Source organism: Rhodococcus sp. UFZ-B548, assembly GCF_903819475.1.
Classification (GTDB): domain Bacteria; phylum Actinomycetota; class Actinomycetes; order Mycobacteriales; family Mycobacteriaceae; genus Rhodococcus_F; species Rhodococcus_F erythropolis.
In genome coordinates, this window is sequence record NZ_CAIJDS010000002.1 from 368,107 (window position 1) to 384,772 (window position 16,666).

Annotated in this window: 16 protein-coding genes; 5 read left to right on the forward strand and 11 right to left on the reverse strand. The window is 63.3% G+C overall.

Features of this window, described 5'->3' with window-relative positions; all coding sequences use genetic code 11:
• Nucleotides 1–105: 105 nt before the first annotated feature.
• From H7C86_RS04535 to H7C86_RS04560, 6 genes are all read right to left on the reverse strand, one after another.
• On the reverse strand, nucleotides 106–1,602 hold the full coding sequence (locus tag H7C86_RS04535; RefSeq protein WP_182261150.1) for an amino acid permease: 1,497 nt from the start codon (nucleotides 1,600–1,602) through the stop codon (nucleotides 106–108).
• Between the two features lie 86 nt (nucleotides 1,603–1,688).
• Entirely contained in the window at nucleotides 1,689–2,648 is a 960-nt protein-coding gene (locus H7C86_RS04540; RefSeq protein ID WP_019747775.1) for a cation diffusion facilitator family transporter, read from the reverse strand.
• A gap of 28 nt (nucleotides 2,649–2,676) precedes the next feature.
• Nucleotides 2,677–3,909 (reverse strand): mannose-6-phosphate isomerase, class I, encoded by a 1,233-nt coding sequence (gene manA / locus H7C86_RS04545; RefSeq protein ID WP_020907101.1) that lies wholly within the window; start codon nucleotides 3,907–3,909, stop codon nucleotides 2,677–2,679.
• Nucleotides 3,910–5,004: a hypothetical protein gene (locus H7C86_RS04550; protein WP_021332559.1), complete on the reverse strand. Its 1,095-nt coding sequence runs from the start codon at nucleotides 5,002–5,004 to the stop codon at nucleotides 3,910–3,912.
• Nucleotides 5,005–5,167: 163 nt separating this feature from the next.
• A complete protein-coding gene (locus H7C86_RS04555) occupies nucleotides 5,168–6,541 on the reverse strand; it encodes a phosphomannomutase/phosphoglucomutase (protein WP_182261151.1) in 1,374 nt (457 codons plus the stop codon).
• A 127-nt stretch (nucleotides 6,542–6,668) separates the two neighbouring features.
• Complete coding sequence (locus H7C86_RS04560; RefSeq protein WP_020969213.1) at nucleotides 6,669–7,055, reverse strand: DUF3499 domain-containing protein; 387 nt, start codon at nucleotides 7,053–7,055, stop codon at nucleotides 6,669–6,671.
• A gap of 80 nt (nucleotides 7,056–7,135) precedes the next feature.
• On the opposite strand from H7C86_RS04560, the gene H7C86_RS04565 reads away from it, so the two are divergent.
• Entirely contained in the window at nucleotides 7,136–7,624 is a 489-nt protein-coding gene (locus tag H7C86_RS04565) for a metallopeptidase family protein (protein WP_003940797.1), read from the forward strand.
• Between the two features lie 175 nt (nucleotides 7,625–7,799).
• Here H7C86_RS04565 and H7C86_RS04570 read toward each other — a convergent pair whose 3' ends face one another.
• Nucleotides 7,800–8,078 carry a WhiB family transcriptional regulator gene (locus H7C86_RS04570; RefSeq protein WP_020907098.1) on the reverse strand — a complete coding sequence of 93 codons (279 nt, stop codon included), beginning with the start codon at nucleotides 8,076–8,078 and terminating at the stop codon, nucleotides 7,800–7,802.
• 380 nt (nucleotides 8,079–8,458) lie between these two features.
• On the opposite strand from H7C86_RS04570, the gene cofD reads away from it, so the two are divergent.
• The 3 genes from cofD to H7C86_RS04585 are packed head-to-tail and all read left to right on the forward strand — an operon-like array spanning nucleotide 8,459 to nucleotide 11,397.
• Nucleotides 8,459–9,451, forward strand: a complete 993-nt coding sequence (gene cofD, locus H7C86_RS04575; RefSeq protein WP_003940958.1) for a 2-phospho-L-lactate transferase — start codon at nucleotides 8,459–8,461, stop codon at nucleotides 9,449–9,451.
• Nucleotides 9,448–10,833 carry a coenzyme F420-0:L-glutamate ligase gene (locus H7C86_RS04580; RefSeq protein ID WP_182261152.1) on the forward strand — a complete coding sequence of 462 codons (1,386 nt, stop codon included), beginning with the start codon at nucleotides 9,448–9,450 and terminating at the stop codon, nucleotides 10,831–10,833. The genes cofD and H7C86_RS04580 overlap by 4 nt, the downstream gene beginning before the upstream one ends.
• A 3-nt stretch (nucleotides 10,834–10,836) precedes the next feature.
• Nucleotides 10,837–11,397, forward strand: coding sequence for an NUDIX hydrolase (locus tag H7C86_RS04585; RefSeq protein WP_182261153.1), 561 nt, complete (start codon nucleotides 10,837–10,839; stop codon nucleotides 11,395–11,397).
• Here H7C86_RS04585 and H7C86_RS04590 read toward each other — a convergent pair.
• From H7C86_RS04590 to rfbD, 4 genes are read right to left on the reverse strand one after another with little or no spacing between them, the layout of a single operon-like run.
• On the reverse strand, nucleotides 11,388–12,158 hold the full coding sequence (locus H7C86_RS04590; protein WP_019747767.1) for an SGNH/GDSL hydrolase family protein: 771 nt from the start codon (nucleotides 12,156–12,158) through the stop codon (nucleotides 11,388–11,390). The two genes, H7C86_RS04585 and H7C86_RS04590, sit on opposite strands and share 10 nt — an antisense overlap.
• Before the next feature lie 32 nt (nucleotides 12,159–12,190).
• Nucleotides 12,191–13,273, reverse strand: a complete 1,083-nt coding sequence (locus H7C86_RS04595; RefSeq protein WP_019747766.1) for a sugar phosphate nucleotidyltransferase — start codon at nucleotides 13,271–13,273, stop codon at nucleotides 12,191–12,193.
• Nucleotides 13,270–14,184, reverse strand: coding sequence for a glycosyltransferase family 2 protein (locus tag H7C86_RS04600; protein WP_019747765.1), 915 nt, complete (start codon nucleotides 14,182–14,184; stop codon nucleotides 13,270–13,272). The genes H7C86_RS04595 and H7C86_RS04600 overlap by 4 nt, the downstream gene beginning before the upstream one ends.
• Nucleotides 14,185–14,227: 43 nt before the next feature.
• The gene (rfbD, locus tag H7C86_RS04605; RefSeq protein ID WP_020907092.1) at nucleotides 14,228–15,067 is read right to left on the reverse strand and encodes a dTDP-4-dehydrorhamnose reductase; all 840 of its coding nucleotides are present in this window, start codon (nucleotides 15,065–15,067) and stop codon (nucleotides 14,228–14,230) included.
• 114 nt (nucleotides 15,068–15,181) lie between these two features.
• Between rfbD and H7C86_RS04610 the strand changes: the two genes are divergently transcribed.
• On the forward strand, nucleotides 15,182–16,666 hold the full coding sequence (locus H7C86_RS04610) for an LCP family protein (protein ID WP_182261169.1): 1,485 nt from the start codon (nucleotides 15,182–15,184) through the stop codon (nucleotides 16,664–16,666).

The following is a 16,666-nucleotide window of genomic DNA, read 5'->3' on the forward strand; positions in this document are numbered from 1 at the left end:
CCTCCTCGATTCGGACCGACTCGACAACTGTGAGTCAGTTCACCTTGAGATAGACAGTACTACGCTATTTGTACAAGTGATAGACAAATCATAATCTTTGTACATTTACTCGATTTCGCCGCGTTCACGCTTCCCGATCAACGAATGCTGCCTGCTGTAGGCGAAGTAGATGACAACACCGAGGGCCATCCAGACCACGAACCTCATCCAGGTCTCCACCGACAGGTTGAACATCAACCAGAGACACGCGAGGACAGCCAGGATCGGGATCAGCGGGACCAGCGGCACCCTGAACCCGCGGGGTAGGTCCGGCCGCGTCCGACGAAGCACGAGAACCCCCAACGACACGAGAACAAACGCGAACAACGTGCCGATATTGACCATTTCCTCGAGGGTGCCGATCGGGAACACTCCGGCGAGCACCGCGACCACAACGCCGACCAAGATCGTGATCCGCACGGGAGTTCCGTGCTTGCCGGTCGGCGCCAGGCGTCGCGGCATCAGACCGTCGCGTGCCATCGCGAAGAGCACCCTGGTCTGCCCGAGCATCAGCACCATCACCACGGTCGTGAGACCGGCCAACGCGCCGAACGAGATGACGTTTTTCGCCCACATGATGTCGTGGAAGGCGAATGCCGTTGCCAGGTTGGAAGTATCGCCCTCGAGTTCGGTGTACTTCACCATCCCGGTCAACACGAGTGTCACTGCCACGTACAGAACCGTGACGATCAAGAGCGAGCCCAGGATGCCGCGTGGCAACGCCTTCTGCGGCTCCTTCGCCTCCTCCGCAGTCGTGGCGACGACGTCGAAGCCGATGAACGCGAAGAACACCAGACTGGCTGCCGCGAGCAATCCGTACCACCCGAATGTGCTGCCACCGGCCCCGGTCACGTACGAGAACAACGACTGGTGGATGCCCTCTCCCGTCGAGCCCGGCTCCGACGGCGGAATGTACGGCGAGTAGTTGTCGGTGTCGATGTAGAACAGACCGACGATGATCACCAGCAACACCACCGCGACCTTGATCGCCGTGATCACCAGTGACACCCTCGAAGAGAGTTTTGTGCCGGTCGCGAGCAGGATCGTGATGACGGCGATCACCAGCACCGCACCCCAGTCGAACGAGATCGGCCCCAACTCGACGATCGGGCTGCGTGAACCCATCACTTCGCCGAGGTACAGCGACCAGCCTTTTGCCACCACCGAAGACGCCAAGGCGAATTCGAGGATGAGATCCCAGCCGATGATCCAGGCGACGAATTCGCCGAATGTCGCGTACGAGAACGTGTACGCGCTACCGGCAACCGGGACCGTCGACGCGAACTCGGCGTAACACAGCGCTGCCAGTCCGCAGGCGATTGCCGCGATGACAAAAGCCAGGGAAACCGACGGCCCGGCGACGTTTCCCGCCGTCCGAGCCGTGAGTGTGAAGATGCCCGCACCGATGACCACTGCGACACCGAACACCGTGAGATCCCACGAGTTCAGCTCTTTCCGGAGTTTGGTTTCCGGCTCGTCGGTGTCCTTGATGGACTGCTCGATCGATTTGGTTCGAAACAGCTTCGACCGTCCAGATCCGGCCTGCTCGTCCTTGACAGCCATTGCCGCCTCCTTGCTGGGGACCAGCAGGTCCCACCATGGGCAAGTAGAGAGATGGCATCAGCCTAAGCCCGCAGGCGCGGCTTTGTTCAGGGTTTGTCGGGAGCCTGTAGATCTGTTTCAGGGCGATCTCCTGCGCTGAGACGATCCAGGTCCGGCTCGAGGTAGATCACCCGCGCCGCAGGCACTGCAGCGCGCACGCGAGACTCGGCCTCGTCGATCGCCGTCGCCACATCCGAGATCGTCGATCCGACCGGCACCGCAACCTTGGCAGCAACAAGGATCTCCTCGGGACCGAGGTACTGCGTCTTGCAATGAATGACGCGTTCGATACGAGTTCCGTCGACCAGTGCGTTGAGGATCAGTTCGGTCTCCACCGCCGTTGCGCCCTCACCGATCAGCAGCGACTGCATTTCGATGATCAGAATGACCGCGATGATGCCGAGCAGGACACCGATGCACAGAGTTCCGATGCCGTCGAAGACCGGATTTCCGGTCACCATCGTGAGGCCGACGCCGCCGAGTGCAAGGACGAGACCGATCAATGCGCCGGTGTCCTCGAGCAGCACAACCGGGAGTTCCGGGCTACGAGAGGTTCGGATGAAGTTCCACCACGACGCATTTCCCTTGAGCGGTCGTGATTCCTTCGCTGCGGTCCGGAAGCTGTAGCCCTCCAGGCAGATCGCGATGAACAGGATCGCGATTGCCACGAAAGCCGAATTGAGTTCTTCCGGATGCTGAATCTTGTGAATACCTTCGTAGATCGCGAACAGCGAACCGAGGGTGAAGAGCACCAGTGCAACGACGAACGAATAGAAGTACCGGTTGCGCCCGTAACCGAACGGGTGCAGTTGATCTGCCTCACGTTCTGCCTTCTTCTGCCCCAGGAGCAGCAAACCCTGATTGGACGTGTCGGCCACCGAGTGCACCGATTCGGCGAGCATCGACGACGATCCGGTGATCAAGAATCCGGCGAACTTGGCTACGGCAATTCCGGCATTGGCTCCGAGGGCCGCCAGAATTGCCTTCTTGCCACCATGAGCCGACACAATGTCTCCTCGCTATCGACCGAGATTCCTATCGACCGACCACTGCACTGAAAACCTGCGCAGTCGGGGTTCGTGTGGTCAGGTGTACTACGGGCTCGTCGGCAGCAATCCACGCGGCTCGGCCCCGATCGAGGTCGAGAGTGTCGGCACCGCACGTCGCAGTGACCGCGCCGTCGGTGCAGATCAGAATCCGCGGGCCGCCGGCTTCGACAACGAGGTCGGTGGCATTCGAGTCGAACTCCAGACGCGTCAAACGAAATTCAGGTGCGGGCGTGACGTACTCGTATCTACCTGACCCTGACTGACCTGATCCTGATGACGGGGCCGGATCGAGCACTTCGATATCGGCCCCGACGAAGTCCAGAACCCTCAACAGTTCGGGCACGTCGACGTGTTTGGGCGTCAGCCCGCCGCGCAGCACGTTGTCGGAGTTGGCCATGATCTCCACCGCGAGTCCATGGAGATACGCGTGGAGATTTCCGGCAGCGAGAAACAGTCCTTGGCCGGGCTCGAGTGTGACGCGGTTGAGCAGCAGTGCCGCCAGAACGCCGGCGTCGCCGGGGTACGCCTCGCTCAATTCCAGCGCGGTGCGGATCTCGGTCACGAATTCGGCGTCGTGGTGCGCGACGTAGGTGATGCACCCCGCAAGCACGGCAGGGAGCAACGTCCCGAGCACCGTAGACGGCAGCGTGATCCATGTCGTGAACAACGCCCGGAGTCCGTCGGAATCGGGTTGGCCTTCGAGCAGACCGATGTACGGCTCCAACTCGTCGACGGCCAGAGCGCGCAGCAGTTTGACAGTCCGCGTCGGCTCGCGGAATCCGGCAAGCGCTTCAAATCTGCTCAGCGCGACAACGAGTTCGGGCTTGTGGCTGCCGTCCTTGTAGTTGCGAATCGGCGATTCCATGGGAACGCCGAGTGCGTTCTCACGACGAAAACCCTCGTCGGCTTGAACGGCGCTGGGATGCGCCTGAAGCGACAGCGGTTCTTCCGCCGCAAGCAACTTGAGCAGGAATGGGAGTCGCTCACCGAATGCCTCGAGGTTCTCACGGCCGAGTTCACGCTCGGGTTCGCGGTGCAGGACCTCGAGCAACGACTCGCTTCCGGATTCGGTGATCACGCGCGCCGGGTCACCCGGGTGCGCGCCCAACCACAACTCCGCTTCGGGATGATTCGACGGGGTCGCAAGACCGCGTAGTTCGGCAATTGCCGTTCGCGAGCCCCACGCGTAAGAACGAAGTGCACCTTCGAGTTCACGCACTTACTTCGCACCGCCCGTCAACTGCACGTACGCCGCGGCCATGTCTACTCGAGACGCCAACACGAATACCTGCTCCATCTCCGATATCACCACGTTGGTCTGGTCTTCGTCTGCCGCCACCACCAGATCGGCGTCGGCCAGTGCGTCCATCCGGCGTCTCGCCTCCCCGCGCGTGGATTCCGTCGCGAAGACGAACGCCCGCGCCGGTGGGGTCGGCAATGCGCCGTCCAGTTGCGGATCGTGAAAGAACGGGTCGTGGAACACCGAATCACGCGAAGCTGCGTCCGGCGCGAACAGAGCTCGTGCCGAACGAATCACCTCCGACATCTCGGCGGCAGCGGCATTCAGGCCAGAACTCATCAGCGAAACGCTCGAGAACTCTGCGAGTGCTGTTGTCACGGAACCACTCCCACATAGAACGACTCGCCTGCCGCTCATTCTGGTGGCCAACGACTTGGCCGGGTTGTGGAATACCTCGTTGGCCGGCCCGTCCCGCAGCGCCTCCGCATCAACGGCGTCGGCGATCCGACCGAGCACCGCCGAACGGTCCTCGATCGATCCCTTGCCCTCGATTTCGGCGGCAACGGCGAGGAAGACGGCGAGGAACCGCGTCATCGTGTGCCTCGGCGAGGCGTAGAGCCGCGGCGGCAACGACATGGTGCGCCCGGCCGCCACAGCCCGCATGGGCCCCTCGTCCGGAACGGCGACAACAACTTCGGCGCCACGGCGAACTGCACTGTCGACGGATTCGACCAGGCGCGGATCACCGGCATCGTCACCGGCAACGACGATCACGTCCAACGGTCCGGCCCACGACGGCGTCCGGTCGAGTACGAGGAGCGGACAACCGACCGAATCTCCGACGAGAGCAAGCGCGATCCTGGCTCCGTGCCGAGCGCCACCGGCACCGGCAATCAGCACGACGCTGCGCGGGCGCAGGCCGGCCAGCCGAGAGATCACACCCTCGCCGACGGCCGATGCGGTGGCCCGAATCTGCGCGCCCCCCATGGCCACAGACCGCAGTAGCCCTTCCGAATCGGCAGCCGACAAACCCTCGCTGTCGTCGAGGTCGAGAAGCGGCATCGGCGCTGTCATCTCACCGCACCCCCTTCTCCGTTAGCAGTTCCCGCACCATCCAGCATTCCAGCTCTACGCGGTCCGTGGTGGCAAAGCCCTCGTTCCCGAGGCAGTCGTTCCCGAGATAGTCCCCCAACTATCCCAGGGCTTCGGCTCACCGACAAACCGATCAGACTCGGATTCAAGCCCGGACGATCGCCAGAATTTCGTTCACCAATGCGTCGACATCGGCGGACGTGGGTGCTTCGACGTTGAGTCGCAGCAAAGGCTCGGTATTGGACGCGCGCAAGTTGAACCAGGCATTTCCCTCGAGACTGACTGTGACACCGTCGAGGCGGTCAACCGACTCGGTGCGGTCCGCGAATGCTGCCAGCACAGCGGCAGTGCGATCGGCCGCGTCAGCCACCGTGGAGTTGATCTCACCCGAGGCCGCGTAGCGGGTGTACTCCGCCATCAACTCGGAGAGCGGACGGTCCTGCTCGCCCAGTGCGGCGAGTACGTGCAACGCCGCGAGCATGCCGGAGTCGGCGCCCCAGAAATCGCGGAAGTAGTAGTGAGCTGAGTGCTCGCCGCCGAAGACGGCACCGGTCTCGGCCATCTCCTGCTTGATGAACGAGTGGCCGACTCGGGTACGGATCGCGACGCCGCCGAGTTCTTCGACCAGTTCGGGCACTGCCCGCGACGTGATCAGATTGTGGATGATCGACGCGCCCGGTTCCTTCGCGAGTTCGCGCTTGGCGACAAGTGCCGTCACCGCGGACGGAGAGACGGGGTCGCCCTTCTCGTCGACGACGAAGCAACGGTCCGCGTCACCGTCGAAAGCCAAGCCGATGTCTGCTCCGGTCTCACGCACGGAGGCCTGCAGGTCGACGAGGTTGGCCGGATCGAGCGGATTGGCTTCGTGGTTGGGGAACGTGCCGTCGAGCTCGAAGTAGAGCGGGAGGACTTCGAGAGGCATCGGCCCGAATACGGCCGGCGCGGTATGGCCGCCCATGCCGTTTCCTGCATCGACTGCGACCTTCATCGGGCGTAACGCAGCCAGGTCGACCAATCCGCGGAGGTAGCTCGCGTATTCCTCGAGGACGTCCTTCGTGCTGGCGGTACCTGCCGGTCCGTCGTACGCGGGAACACCCGAGACGACCTCGGCGGAGATGACTGCCAGGCCGGTGTCCTGACCGACGGGCTTGGCGCCGGCCCGGCACATCTTGATGCCGTTGTACTTGGCCGGATTGTGGCTCGCCGTGAACATCGCGCCCGGGCAGTTCATCAAACCGGATGCAAAGTAGAGCTCGTCGGTCGACGCCAATCCGATGTAGACGACGTCGAGTCCTTGAGCGAGCACGCCGTCACCGAAAGCAGAAGACAGTGTGGGCGACGATGCACGCATGTCGTAGCCGATCACAACCGTCGTGGCAGCGCCGGCCTCGTCACGGACCAGACGGGCGAACGACGCTCCCACGTCGCGGACAAAATCTTCGTCGATCTGCTCACCGACCACGCCGCGCACGTCGTACGCCTTGATGATTGCAGCAACCGACTCGGCTGTTCGCCCCACTGAAAACTCTCCTTGTGCATGCACCCTCACAGACGGGAACGTCCGGGCGCATGGCGTCCGGAGATTCGCAGTACTCGGGTGTGGAAGTACTCGGTCGAGCCTAGCGTCTGCGGCGACGAATCTCGCGTCAGTTGGATGGGTCGGGCAGTACGCGGAGGTGTCCACGACGCCCTGTACGGGCAGTACTCGGAGCCGCGGGACGTATGTCCTCATCTGCGTCGACGTTGGACTTGTTGCGATCTCCGAGACCGGCTTCACGTACAGCTTCGGCCAAAGCGGTCAGATCGTCTTCGTCGGGAGTGCTCGACGCGAATCCGCCTTCGTGGCGGACAAGTTCCCAGCCCTTGGGGGCGGTGATTCGAGAGCCGTGAGTGTCACACAAATCCCATGAATGGGGCTCGGCGACGGTTGCCAGCGGCCCGACAACCGCAGTGGAGTCCGAGTAGACATACGTAAGCGTCGCGACGGCGGGGTTCTTGCACCCGGGGCGGCAGCAGCGACGCAGAGATCTCACAGGTACGGAGCCTAGCCCTCCCCACGTCCGGAACCTACTCGGACACACCGAGCAGTTTCTTCTGTCGTAATCTGGGCGCCATGCCACAAGCCCGCCGCCGACGCTCGGTCACCACTCGTTCCATCGAGCGACACGGCCGTGGCCTGCGCGGACCACTACTTCCCCCGGAGGTGCCCGCCAGGCGTACCCGGGCTGAGAAGTTCGATCTCCTGGTGCTCGACGCCTTCTCGCCCGTCGACCTCGCGTGGCACGACCGGTTGACGAAACTCGACATCGCGGTGGACGAAGTTCCGAAGATTCACGCGCACGATCCGGAGTCCGTCACATGGCCGCCGGAGGTCATCGCAGACGGCCCGGTTCCACTGTCACGACTGATTCCGGCCGGAATCGACCGTCACGGAAATACGACTCGCGCAAGAATTGTGCTGTTTCGCCGCCCGTTGGAGCAGCGCGCGAAGGATCCGGAAGAACTCACGGATCTGGTGCACGACGTGTTGGTCCATCAAGTCGGCACGTATCTGGGCGTCGACCCACAGGTCATCGACCCCACACTGCCCGACGAGGACTGATACTGCCCGACGAGGACTGACGCACCGTCAGACGAAAAAACTGATGTCACACGAAGAAGTAAATCCACACGAAGAACAAAACAGTCGTTGCTTGACCTGCAATTCCCCGTTGCAGGTCAGACTTTCGAAGACCGCCCGTCAGCCCCGACGCTGACAGAACCGATTCAGCAGCAGATCAGATGATCCCCCGCTTGAGTCGCCGACGCTCGCGCTCGGACAACCCTCCCCAGATTCCGAACCGTTCGTCGTTCGCGAGCGCGTACTCGAGGCACTCGTCACGAACTTCACAACCGAGGCAGATCCGTTTCGCTTCCCTCGTCGATCCACCCTTTTCAGGGAAGAACGCTTCGGGATCGGTCTGCGCGCAGAGAGCACGCTCCTGCCACTGATCCTCGATGGTGTCGAACAATTCTTCGAAGCCGGTGACGAGACTCAGCACTGGCCGAGTACTCATACCGTCGAACTCACTGCTGCAGGCACCTTCTGCTGCGCCTGCTCGGGAATCGGTCTGCGGTTCGTCGCTTACTGTCATTGCGAGAGAACTGATCTCGACATTTTCATTGGGCATCGTTCCGCCTCCTCACCTGTAATAGCGCAGAATTTTCACTCCATCTTCAACCCCACCCCGTCGACCGTTCGAAACTGTGTTCGAAACCGGCCCCGCTGCAAGTGAACTCACAAGTAGCGGTTGGAATGACACATTTGAGATTACACACGTCCAGCGTGTCGCGGTCAAGCTAAACGAGATGAATCCATTAGTATTCCGGCCCCCAATTGACGGGACCTTCTGCCCGCCAGACACGACGACGCGCCGACCGCCTAGGCTCTGATGTCGTGAACGTGACTGTATTGGTTGGCGGCGTCGGCGGGGCCCGTTTCCTTCAAGGTGTGCAAAATGCGCTCGGAATCGCCGGTGGTGAATCCCTCGAGAAATACGAAGGCCCACATCGCATCACGGCCGTCGTCAACGTCGGAGACGACGTCTGGATGCACGGTCTGCGCATCTGCCCCGATCTGGACACTTGTATGTACACACTCGGCGGCGGTATCGACACCGAACGCGGGTGGGGGCACGCCGGCGAAACCTGGAATGCGAAAGAAGAACTCGCGGCATACGGAGCGAAGCCGGACTGGTTCGGCCTCGGAGATCGCGATATCGCAACGCATTTGATTCGCAGCCAGATGCTCCGCACGGGATATCCGTTGTCCGCGATCACCGAAGCATTGTGCAATCGCTGGAATCCGGGTGTCGCACTGCTTCCCGTGAGCGACGACCGCAGCGAAACACACGTCGTGATCACCGATCCGGAAGACGGTGAACAGAAGGCGATTCATTTCCAGGAGTGGTGGGTACGCCATCGAGCACAGGTGGAAACTCACAGCTTCGCTCACGTCGGCGCCGAGCAGGCCAAGCCCGCGCCGGGGGTGGTCGAGGCGATCGACGGTGCCGACATCGTGCTGATCGCACCGTCCAATCCCGTCGTGAGCGTCGGCGCGATCCTCGCGGTGCCCGGCATTCGCGGAGCCCTGCGGACCACCGCGGCCAAGGTTGTCGGCCTCTCCCCCGTCATCGGTGGAAAACCGTTGCGCGGCATGGCCGACGAGTGCCTCGAAGTGATCGGGGTCGAGACGACTTCCGAGGCGATCGGTCGCCACTACGGAGCTCGCTCGATCAACGGCATTCTCGACGGCTGGCTCGTCGACGAAGGTGACACGGCCGACATCGACGGGGTGGACGTGCGAAGCATCCCACTTTTGATGACGTCCCCCGAAGAGACCGCAAAAATGGTTCGAACGGCTTTCGAGATCGCCGGAGTCGAACTGTGACCGAGCCCGGAACCGAAGCAAGCCGCGACAGAAATCACTCTCCCGGCGATCACTCCCCCGGCGCCGCAATCGAAGTCATTCCCGTGCTCGGCCTTCCCGAGTTCCGACCCGGAGACGACTTGGCCGCCGCTGTCGTCGACGCGACACCGTGGCTCGAGAACGGCGACGTCGTTGTCGTCACGAGCAAGGTGTTCTCAAAAGTCGAGGGTCGCATCGTTTCCTCGCCGACCGATCCGGAAGAGCGCGACGCAGCACGACGCCTCCTGGTGGATCAGGAAGCCGTCCGCGTCGTGGCCCGCAAGGGCCGCACTCTGATCACCGAGAACAAACTCGGCATCGTGCAGGCCGCATCGGGCATCGACGGCTCCAACGTCGACGGTGCCGAACTGGCCCTGCTCCCCGTGGATCCCGATGCGAGCGCAGCGGGGCTGCGTGCCCGAATTCTCGAGAGCACGGGCAAGTCCGTCGCCGTCGTCGTGACCGACACGATGGGTCGTGCGTGGCGCAACGGGCAGACCGATGCCGCGATCGGTTCCTCCGGCATTCCGGTCCTGCACGGCTACCTCGGGGCACAGGACAGCCAGGGCAACGATCTTATCGTCACCGAGATCGCGATCGCGGACGAGATCGCCGCTGCGGGCGATCTGGTCAAGGGCAAGCTCGGCGGCGTTCCCGTCGCCGTCGTGCGAGGACTCCGATTCGAGGACGACGGTTCGAGTGGCCAGGATCTGATCCGTCGCGGCCCGGACGATCTGTTCTGGCTGGGAACCGAGGAGGCTACGGCGATGGGCCGCGGCCAGGCGCTGCTGTTGCGTCGGTCGGTTCGGCAGTTCGCAGGTGATCCCGTCGACGCGGAGATCATTCGCAGCTCGATCGCCGAGGCACTCACCGCTCCAGCACCCCACCACACGAGGCCGGTTCGATTCGTGTGGCTGCGGACCGAGTCGGTCCGCACGTCGCTCCTCGAGAAGATGCGTGAGAAGTGGGCCGCCGATCTGCGTGCGGACGGTCGTAGCGACGAATCCGTCGACGCGCGGGTTGCCCGCGGAAACATCCTGTTCGATGCCCCCGAGGTCGTCATTCCCTTCTGCGTGCCCGACGGCGCACACAGTTATCCGGATGCCCGACGTACCGCGGCGGAGTCCACGATGTTCACCGTCGCTGCCGGCGCGGCAGTGCAGGGACTGCTGGTCTCGCTGGCCACACGCGGCGCGGCAAGCTGCTGGATCGGATCGACGATCTTCGCCGCCGACCTCGTACGCGAACAACTCGATCTCCCGGCCGATTGGCAACCACTCGGTGCGGTGGCAATCGGGCACCCCCTCGAACCACTGACTCCGCGCACGGTCCCCGCCCCTGGGGACGCGTTGGTGGAGCTGTAGGTCATGTCAGCCGAATCGCTGCACGCCTCCGCCAAGGGCGTCCTGGAGGGCTGGTCGACGTCCTCCGAAGCGGACGAGTCACTGCGGCACACGATGCTCGCGTTCCTCGATTCGGCTCCGGACGGCTGCCTTCGTCGCCATGCCCCAGGACACATCACCGCGTCGTCTCTGGTTCTCGACGAGAGTGGCTGCCACGTCTTACTGACCCTGCATCCCAAGGTGGGCAGGTGGATTCAGCTCGGAGGTCACTGCGAGCCCGACGACGAGACGGTAGTCGATGCGGCATTGCGGGAGGCTCGTGAGGAGTCCGGAATTCACGACGTTCGGATAGACGCGGACCTACTCTCCGCCCACACACATCCGATCACGTGCTCACTCGGGGTCCCGACCAGACATCTCGATCTACGGTTTCTTGTTGTGGCGCCGGACAATTCACATATCGTCCGCAGCGCGGAGTCCACCGACCTCCGGTGGTGGCCGGTGGACGCGCTACCGCCGACTGCCGAACGCGAGACCATCGACCACCTGGTAGCGCTCGCCCATCAGCGCAGGAATCAGGACTGAATCGGAGACAGCTCGGGCTGCTTGGCGCTCACGCCGTCGCCCGAAGATGTTCCCTTCACGCGCCGAGCTACCCACGGCACCAAGAACTCTCGCGCCCATTGACGATCCTCGCGACGAGTTTCCGCTTTCGTGAGAACCGGCGCAGGCCCGAGGTCGGGCGCGATCAATCCGTGTTCGACGCCCAGTACGTCGAGCACCCGCGTCGCCATGTTCTCGTGCCCGGCGGGCGACATGTGGAGGCGATCCCAGTCCCACATCCGTAGGTCCTGATATTCGGAGAATCGCCAGAAGTCGACGAGGGTCGCGCCGTGGCGGTCCGCTACCTCGCGAACAAGCTCGTTGTAAATCGCCAGGCGTCCGCGGAGCTTGCCGAAGAAGGCGGACCATCCGGTGTCGTATGCGGTGAACATGAGAACCTGCGCACCGGAAGCAGTGAGCTGGCCGATTGCCGAATCGTAGCGGGCGACCATCGCGTCGATGTCGAGCTTCGGACGCATCATGTCGTTTCCGCCGGCGTAGATGGTCACCAGATCGGGCTTCAACGCCAGAGCGGGTTCCAACTGCTCGTCGATGATCGGTCCGAGTAGGCGACCACGAATCGCCAGGTTGGCGTAGCGGAACTCGGGGTTGTTCACCGCCAGCTGCTCGGCCACTCGGTCTGCCCACCCGCGCAGACCGTTGGGGAATCGTTCGTCGGCGTCGCCGACGCCCTCGGTGAACGAGTCACCGAGGGCAACGTAACGGCTCGGAAGAGAAGTCATACCCGCCAGTATTCCAGTAGGTCAGCTAACGATCACACATCTGTGCTGAAGCGCACGCCACCGTCCGGCAGCGTCACCCCCGGCCACACACGTGCGCCGCGCAACAATTCGCACCGCGCACCGATGTCCGCGCCGTCTCCGATGACGGCGTCGCGGACCAGTGCTCGTGGTCCGATACGGACGCCGAATCCGAGGATCGATCGTTCGACTACCGCACCGGCTTCCACAACGGCGCCGTCGAAGAGAATCGCACCGTCGAGGCGCGCGCCTGCGCCGACTTCTGCGCCACGGCCGACAACCGTGCCGCCGATCAGGACGGCGCCAGGCGCAATTCCCGCCCCGGGGTGAACGAGCGACTCGCCGCGCGGACCTTCGAGAGCCGGCGAAGGCGCGATGCCTCGCACCAGGTCGGCGGAACCGCGAACGAAGTCCTCGGGGGTTCCCATGTCACGCCAGTACGACGAGTCGACGTGGCCGAACACCCGCTTGCCCTCGGCCAGGAGATTCGGGAACACCTCGCGCTCGACCGATACCGGTCGTCCCTCCGGGATCTGCTCGATGATCTCGCGCTTGAAGACGTAGCAGCCGGCGTTGATCTGATCCGTCGGCGGATCCTGGGTCTTCTCCAGGAATGCCGAGACTCGTCCGTCCTCGTCGGTCGGAACACAACCGAATGCACGCGGGTCTCCCACACGAACCAGGTGAAGGGTCACGTCGGCGTCCGTCTTCTCGTGGGTCTCGAGAATGGCGTTCAGGTCGGTGCCACCGAGCACGTCACCGTTGAACACCATGACGTTGTCGCCGCGCAACTTCGGGAGTACGTTGCGGATTCCGCCACCGGTGCCCAGCGGCTCGGTCTCGAAGACGTAGTCGATCTCGAGCCCCATCTTGGAGCCGTCGCCGAAGTAGTCCTCGAATACCTCTGCCTTGAAAGATGTTCCGAGCACCACGTGCTTGATACCGGCAGCCTCGATCCTGGCAAGTAGATGCGTCAGGAACGGAAGGCCGGCGGTCGGAAGCATCGGCTTGGGCGCCGACAGCGTCAACGGACGCAGCCGAGTGCCCTTGCCGCCTACCAGGATTACGGCGTCGGTCGGATTCGGATCGGACATCATTTTCCCCCGTGGTTCGAAACTGATGGGTTGTCGGTCGAGTCGTCGGTGCGAGCGCGCTCGCGAACAGCAGAAGCTACGGCGATCTTGGACCGCACGGCGAGGCCACCGCGCAAGGCAAGTCGCAGCGGAGCCTGCCACCAGTGCGGATGACGATCAGCCTGGAACTGGTATGCGCTGCGATGATGAGCGGGCAGCATCAGTTCCGGATGCCGGCCTGCCGCATGGCCTTTGGCATGGGTCACGACAGCGGAGGGAACAAAGACATTGAGCCACCCGGCTTTTCCGAGGCGATCACCGAAATCGACGTCCTCCATGTACATGAAGTATCGCGAGTCGAACCCGGAGATGGCGTCGAAGGCATCACGTCGGACCAACAGGCACGACCCGGAAAGCCAACCGACGGAGCGCTCGGTGACGGCCTCGTTCTCCTGACGGTAACGGGCAGTCCACGGGTTCTTCGGCCACACGGTGCCGAGCAACGCGTGCCCGACGCCCGAGGTGATGTCGGGCACCGTTCGTGCCGACGGATAGACGCTGCCGTCCGGTTCGAGGACCTTCGGCCCCAGTGCACCGGCCCTTGGCCACCGATTTGCCGCAGCGACCAATTCGTCGAGTGAACCGGGTGCCCATTGGACGTCAGGATTGGAAATCACGACAAATTCGATCGACGAATCGATCTCCGCCACAGCCCGATTTATCGCTCCGCCGTAGCCGATGTTTCCCCCTGTACGAAGCAGACGAACATGCTCGTACTTGGCATCCGCCGCCTCCGGCGCACCATCGGTCGACCCGTTGTCGGCCATGATGACCTGGGGTTTTTCTGTCGTCGCCGCGGCGAGCGTGCTCAAGAAATTCTCGAGATGCTCGCCTGGGGAGTACGTCACCGTTACCACGGCCAGCTTGGGACTCACGCCGGTCAGCCTAGCCGCCCACGGGCACTGCCCCGAACAATGCTCACGCCAGAGCGGCGTGCAGAGCCTCTCGCCACGGACGCAGCGGCGTCATTCCCGCGGTAACCCACGCGCGCTCGGACAAAACCGAATATGCCGGGCGGGGCGCAGGGCGCACGAAGTCCGCGCTGCTGCACGGGCGCACCCGCGCCGGGTCTGCTCCGATCTCCTCGAACACCGCTCGCGCCAACTCGTACCAACTGGCTTGTCCGCCGTTGGTCAGGTGGAACGTCGACGCACCCGTGAAGTCCCGCAGCGCGAGTTCGACGATGCCGCCGGCCAGATCGACGCTGTACGTGGGTGACCCGATCTGGTCGTCCACGACGTTCACGAATTCTCGTTCGGCTTCGAGCCTGCGCATCGTGGCGACAAAATCCGTACCGACACCCGAATACACCCACGCGGTACGGACAACGGCCACGTCGGCGCCCGACTCTCGTACTGCGATCTCGCCGTCCAGCTTGGTTCGGCCGTAGACCGTCGCGGGACCGGTCGGTGCATCGACGTCGTATGGAGTGCTCGCGTCACCCGGAAAGACGTAGTCCGTCGAAACGTGGATCAACCGCGAACCGGCCCGCGCACACGCTCGCGCGAGATTCAGCGGTCCGATCTCGTTGACCGCCCTCGCTGCCTCCTGGTCGGTCTCGGCGGCGTCGACCGCCGTGTACGCAGCGCAGTTGATCAGCACCGAATCGGGCGAGACGAAGTCGTCGACCGCGCGGCTGTCTGTGATGTCGAGCTCGCGGGAACCGACGGCCGTCACAGTGTGACCCGCCGACGTTGCGAGAGCATCGATACGTGTTCCGAGCTGCCCTCGGGCGCCGGTGAGCAGGATATTCGTCACATGGTTGAGTCTGGCACGCCGCGTCGAGGTACCCGCGGCCGAGCATCGGACCAGTAACCTGAAGGGGTGTCCCACCAGCAACCGCAGCGCCGCGCGCGTCCACGACCTGCGCCGATTCGGACCAAGACGAGCCCGGCTCGCATAGCGGTCGCGGTGCTCTCCGTGCTCGTACTGCTGGTCACCGGGTTCGCATGGCGGGGTGTGGACTCGTTGAGAAACAGCCTTGCCACTGCAAGCGGACTCGGCCTCGGTGGCGGCAAGGACGGAGCCATCGACATTCTGATGGTGGGAACCGACAGTCGCACCGACGCACACGGCAACCCGCTCTCACAAAGCGAGCTCGACTCGTTGCGCGCCGGCGAGGAAGTCGCCTCCAACACCGACACCATCATCTTGATCCGCGTCCCCAATGACGGAAGTTCGGCAACCGCGATCTCGATTCCCCGAGACGCGTACGTCAACGTCCCCGGTATCGGTATGTCGAAGATCAACGCCGCGTTCGGTGCCACCAAGGAAACCGAGCGACTGAAGTTGGTCAACAACGGGTCGTCCGACAGCGACGCAGACAAGAAGTCGACGGAAGCCGGCCGGACCGCGCTCATCGGAGCGGTAGGGAACCTGACCGGCATCACCGTCGATCACTACGCCGAAGTCGGTCTACTCGGATTCGTCCTGCTGACCAACGCAGTGGGCGGAGTCGACGTCTGCCTCAACGCGCCAGTCGACGAGCCGATGTCCGGAGCCAACTTCGCAGCCGGGAAACAGACACTCGACGGCGCCGACGCGCTGAGCTTTGTGCGACAACGACATGACCTTCCTCGCGGCGACTTGGACCGGATCGTGCGCCAGCAGGTGTTCATGGCGTCCCTCGTCAGTAAGGTACTCAGCGCAAAAACCCTCAGTGACCCGGGCAAGCTCAGTCAGTTGACCTCGGCCGTTCAGCGTTCCGTCGTCATCGACGACGACTGGGACATCATCGAATTCGCCAAGCAGTTGCAGAATCTGGCCGGCGGAAAGGTGCAATTCGAGACCATTCCCGTTCTCGACATCAACGGCATGACCGATTACGGCGAGTCCATCGTCAAGGTCGATCCCAAGGCCGTCAAGAAGTACATCGCCGGATTGGTCGGCGCCGACAGCGAGGACTCGGAGGAGACCTCCGAGGCACCGACCACCGTGAATGCATCCTCGATCACGGTCGACGTCGCTAATGCCAGTGACGTCGCGGGGTTGGCCAGCGGGGTTTCCGAGGCATTGAGTGCCCTCGGGTACAAGGAGGGTCAGGTCGGCAACAACACCGGCTCCGACGTCTCCGAATCGACGGTGTTCGCAAAGTCCGCGGACGGCGACGCTGCACTCGCGGTGGCCGAGGCACTCGGCGGTCTGACGGTCAAGGCGGATTCGTCATTGTCCTCGGGCAAGGTTCGGGTTGTCATTGCCGAGGACTACTCCGGGCCGCAATCCGCGGACGCGGTATCCCCGTCCGAAGGCGCGACAAGCACGACTGAATCGGCGAGCACCACCGAGACCAGTCCCACCCCTGCCCCTCCCGGTCCGCCGATCGACGCAGCCTCCAACGGCCCGCGCTGTGTCAACTGA

Excerpts from the sequence above, each read along its gene's own strand:
- H7C86_RS04535 (WP_182261150.1), bottom strand. The coding sequence starts at position 1,602 with ATGGCTGTCAAGGACGAGCAGGCCGGATCTGGACGGTCGAAGCTGTTT.
- H7C86_RS04550 (WP_021332559.1), bottom strand. The coding sequence starts at position 5,004 with ATGACAGCGCCGATGCCGCTTCTCGACCTCGACGACAGCGAGGGTTTG.
- H7C86_RS04565 (WP_003940797.1), top strand. The coding sequence starts at position 7,136 with ATGCCACAAGCCCGCCGCCGACGCTCGGTCACCACTCGTTCCATCGAG.
- H7C86_RS04570 (WP_020907098.1), bottom strand. The coding sequence starts at position 8,078 with ATGAGTACTCGGCCAGTGCTGAGTCTCGTCACCGGCTTCGAAGAATTG.
- H7C86_RS04585 (WP_182261153.1), top strand. The coding sequence starts at position 10,837 with ATGTCAGCCGAATCGCTGCACGCCTCCGCCAAGGGCGTCCTGGAGGGC.
- H7C86_RS04590 (WP_019747767.1), bottom strand. The coding sequence starts at position 12,158 with ATGACTTCTCTTCCGAGCCGTTACGTTGCCCTCGGTGACTCGTTCACC.
- H7C86_RS04595 (WP_019747766.1), bottom strand. The coding sequence starts at position 13,273 with ATGATGTCCGATCCGAATCCGACCGACGCCGTAATCCTGGTAGGCGGC.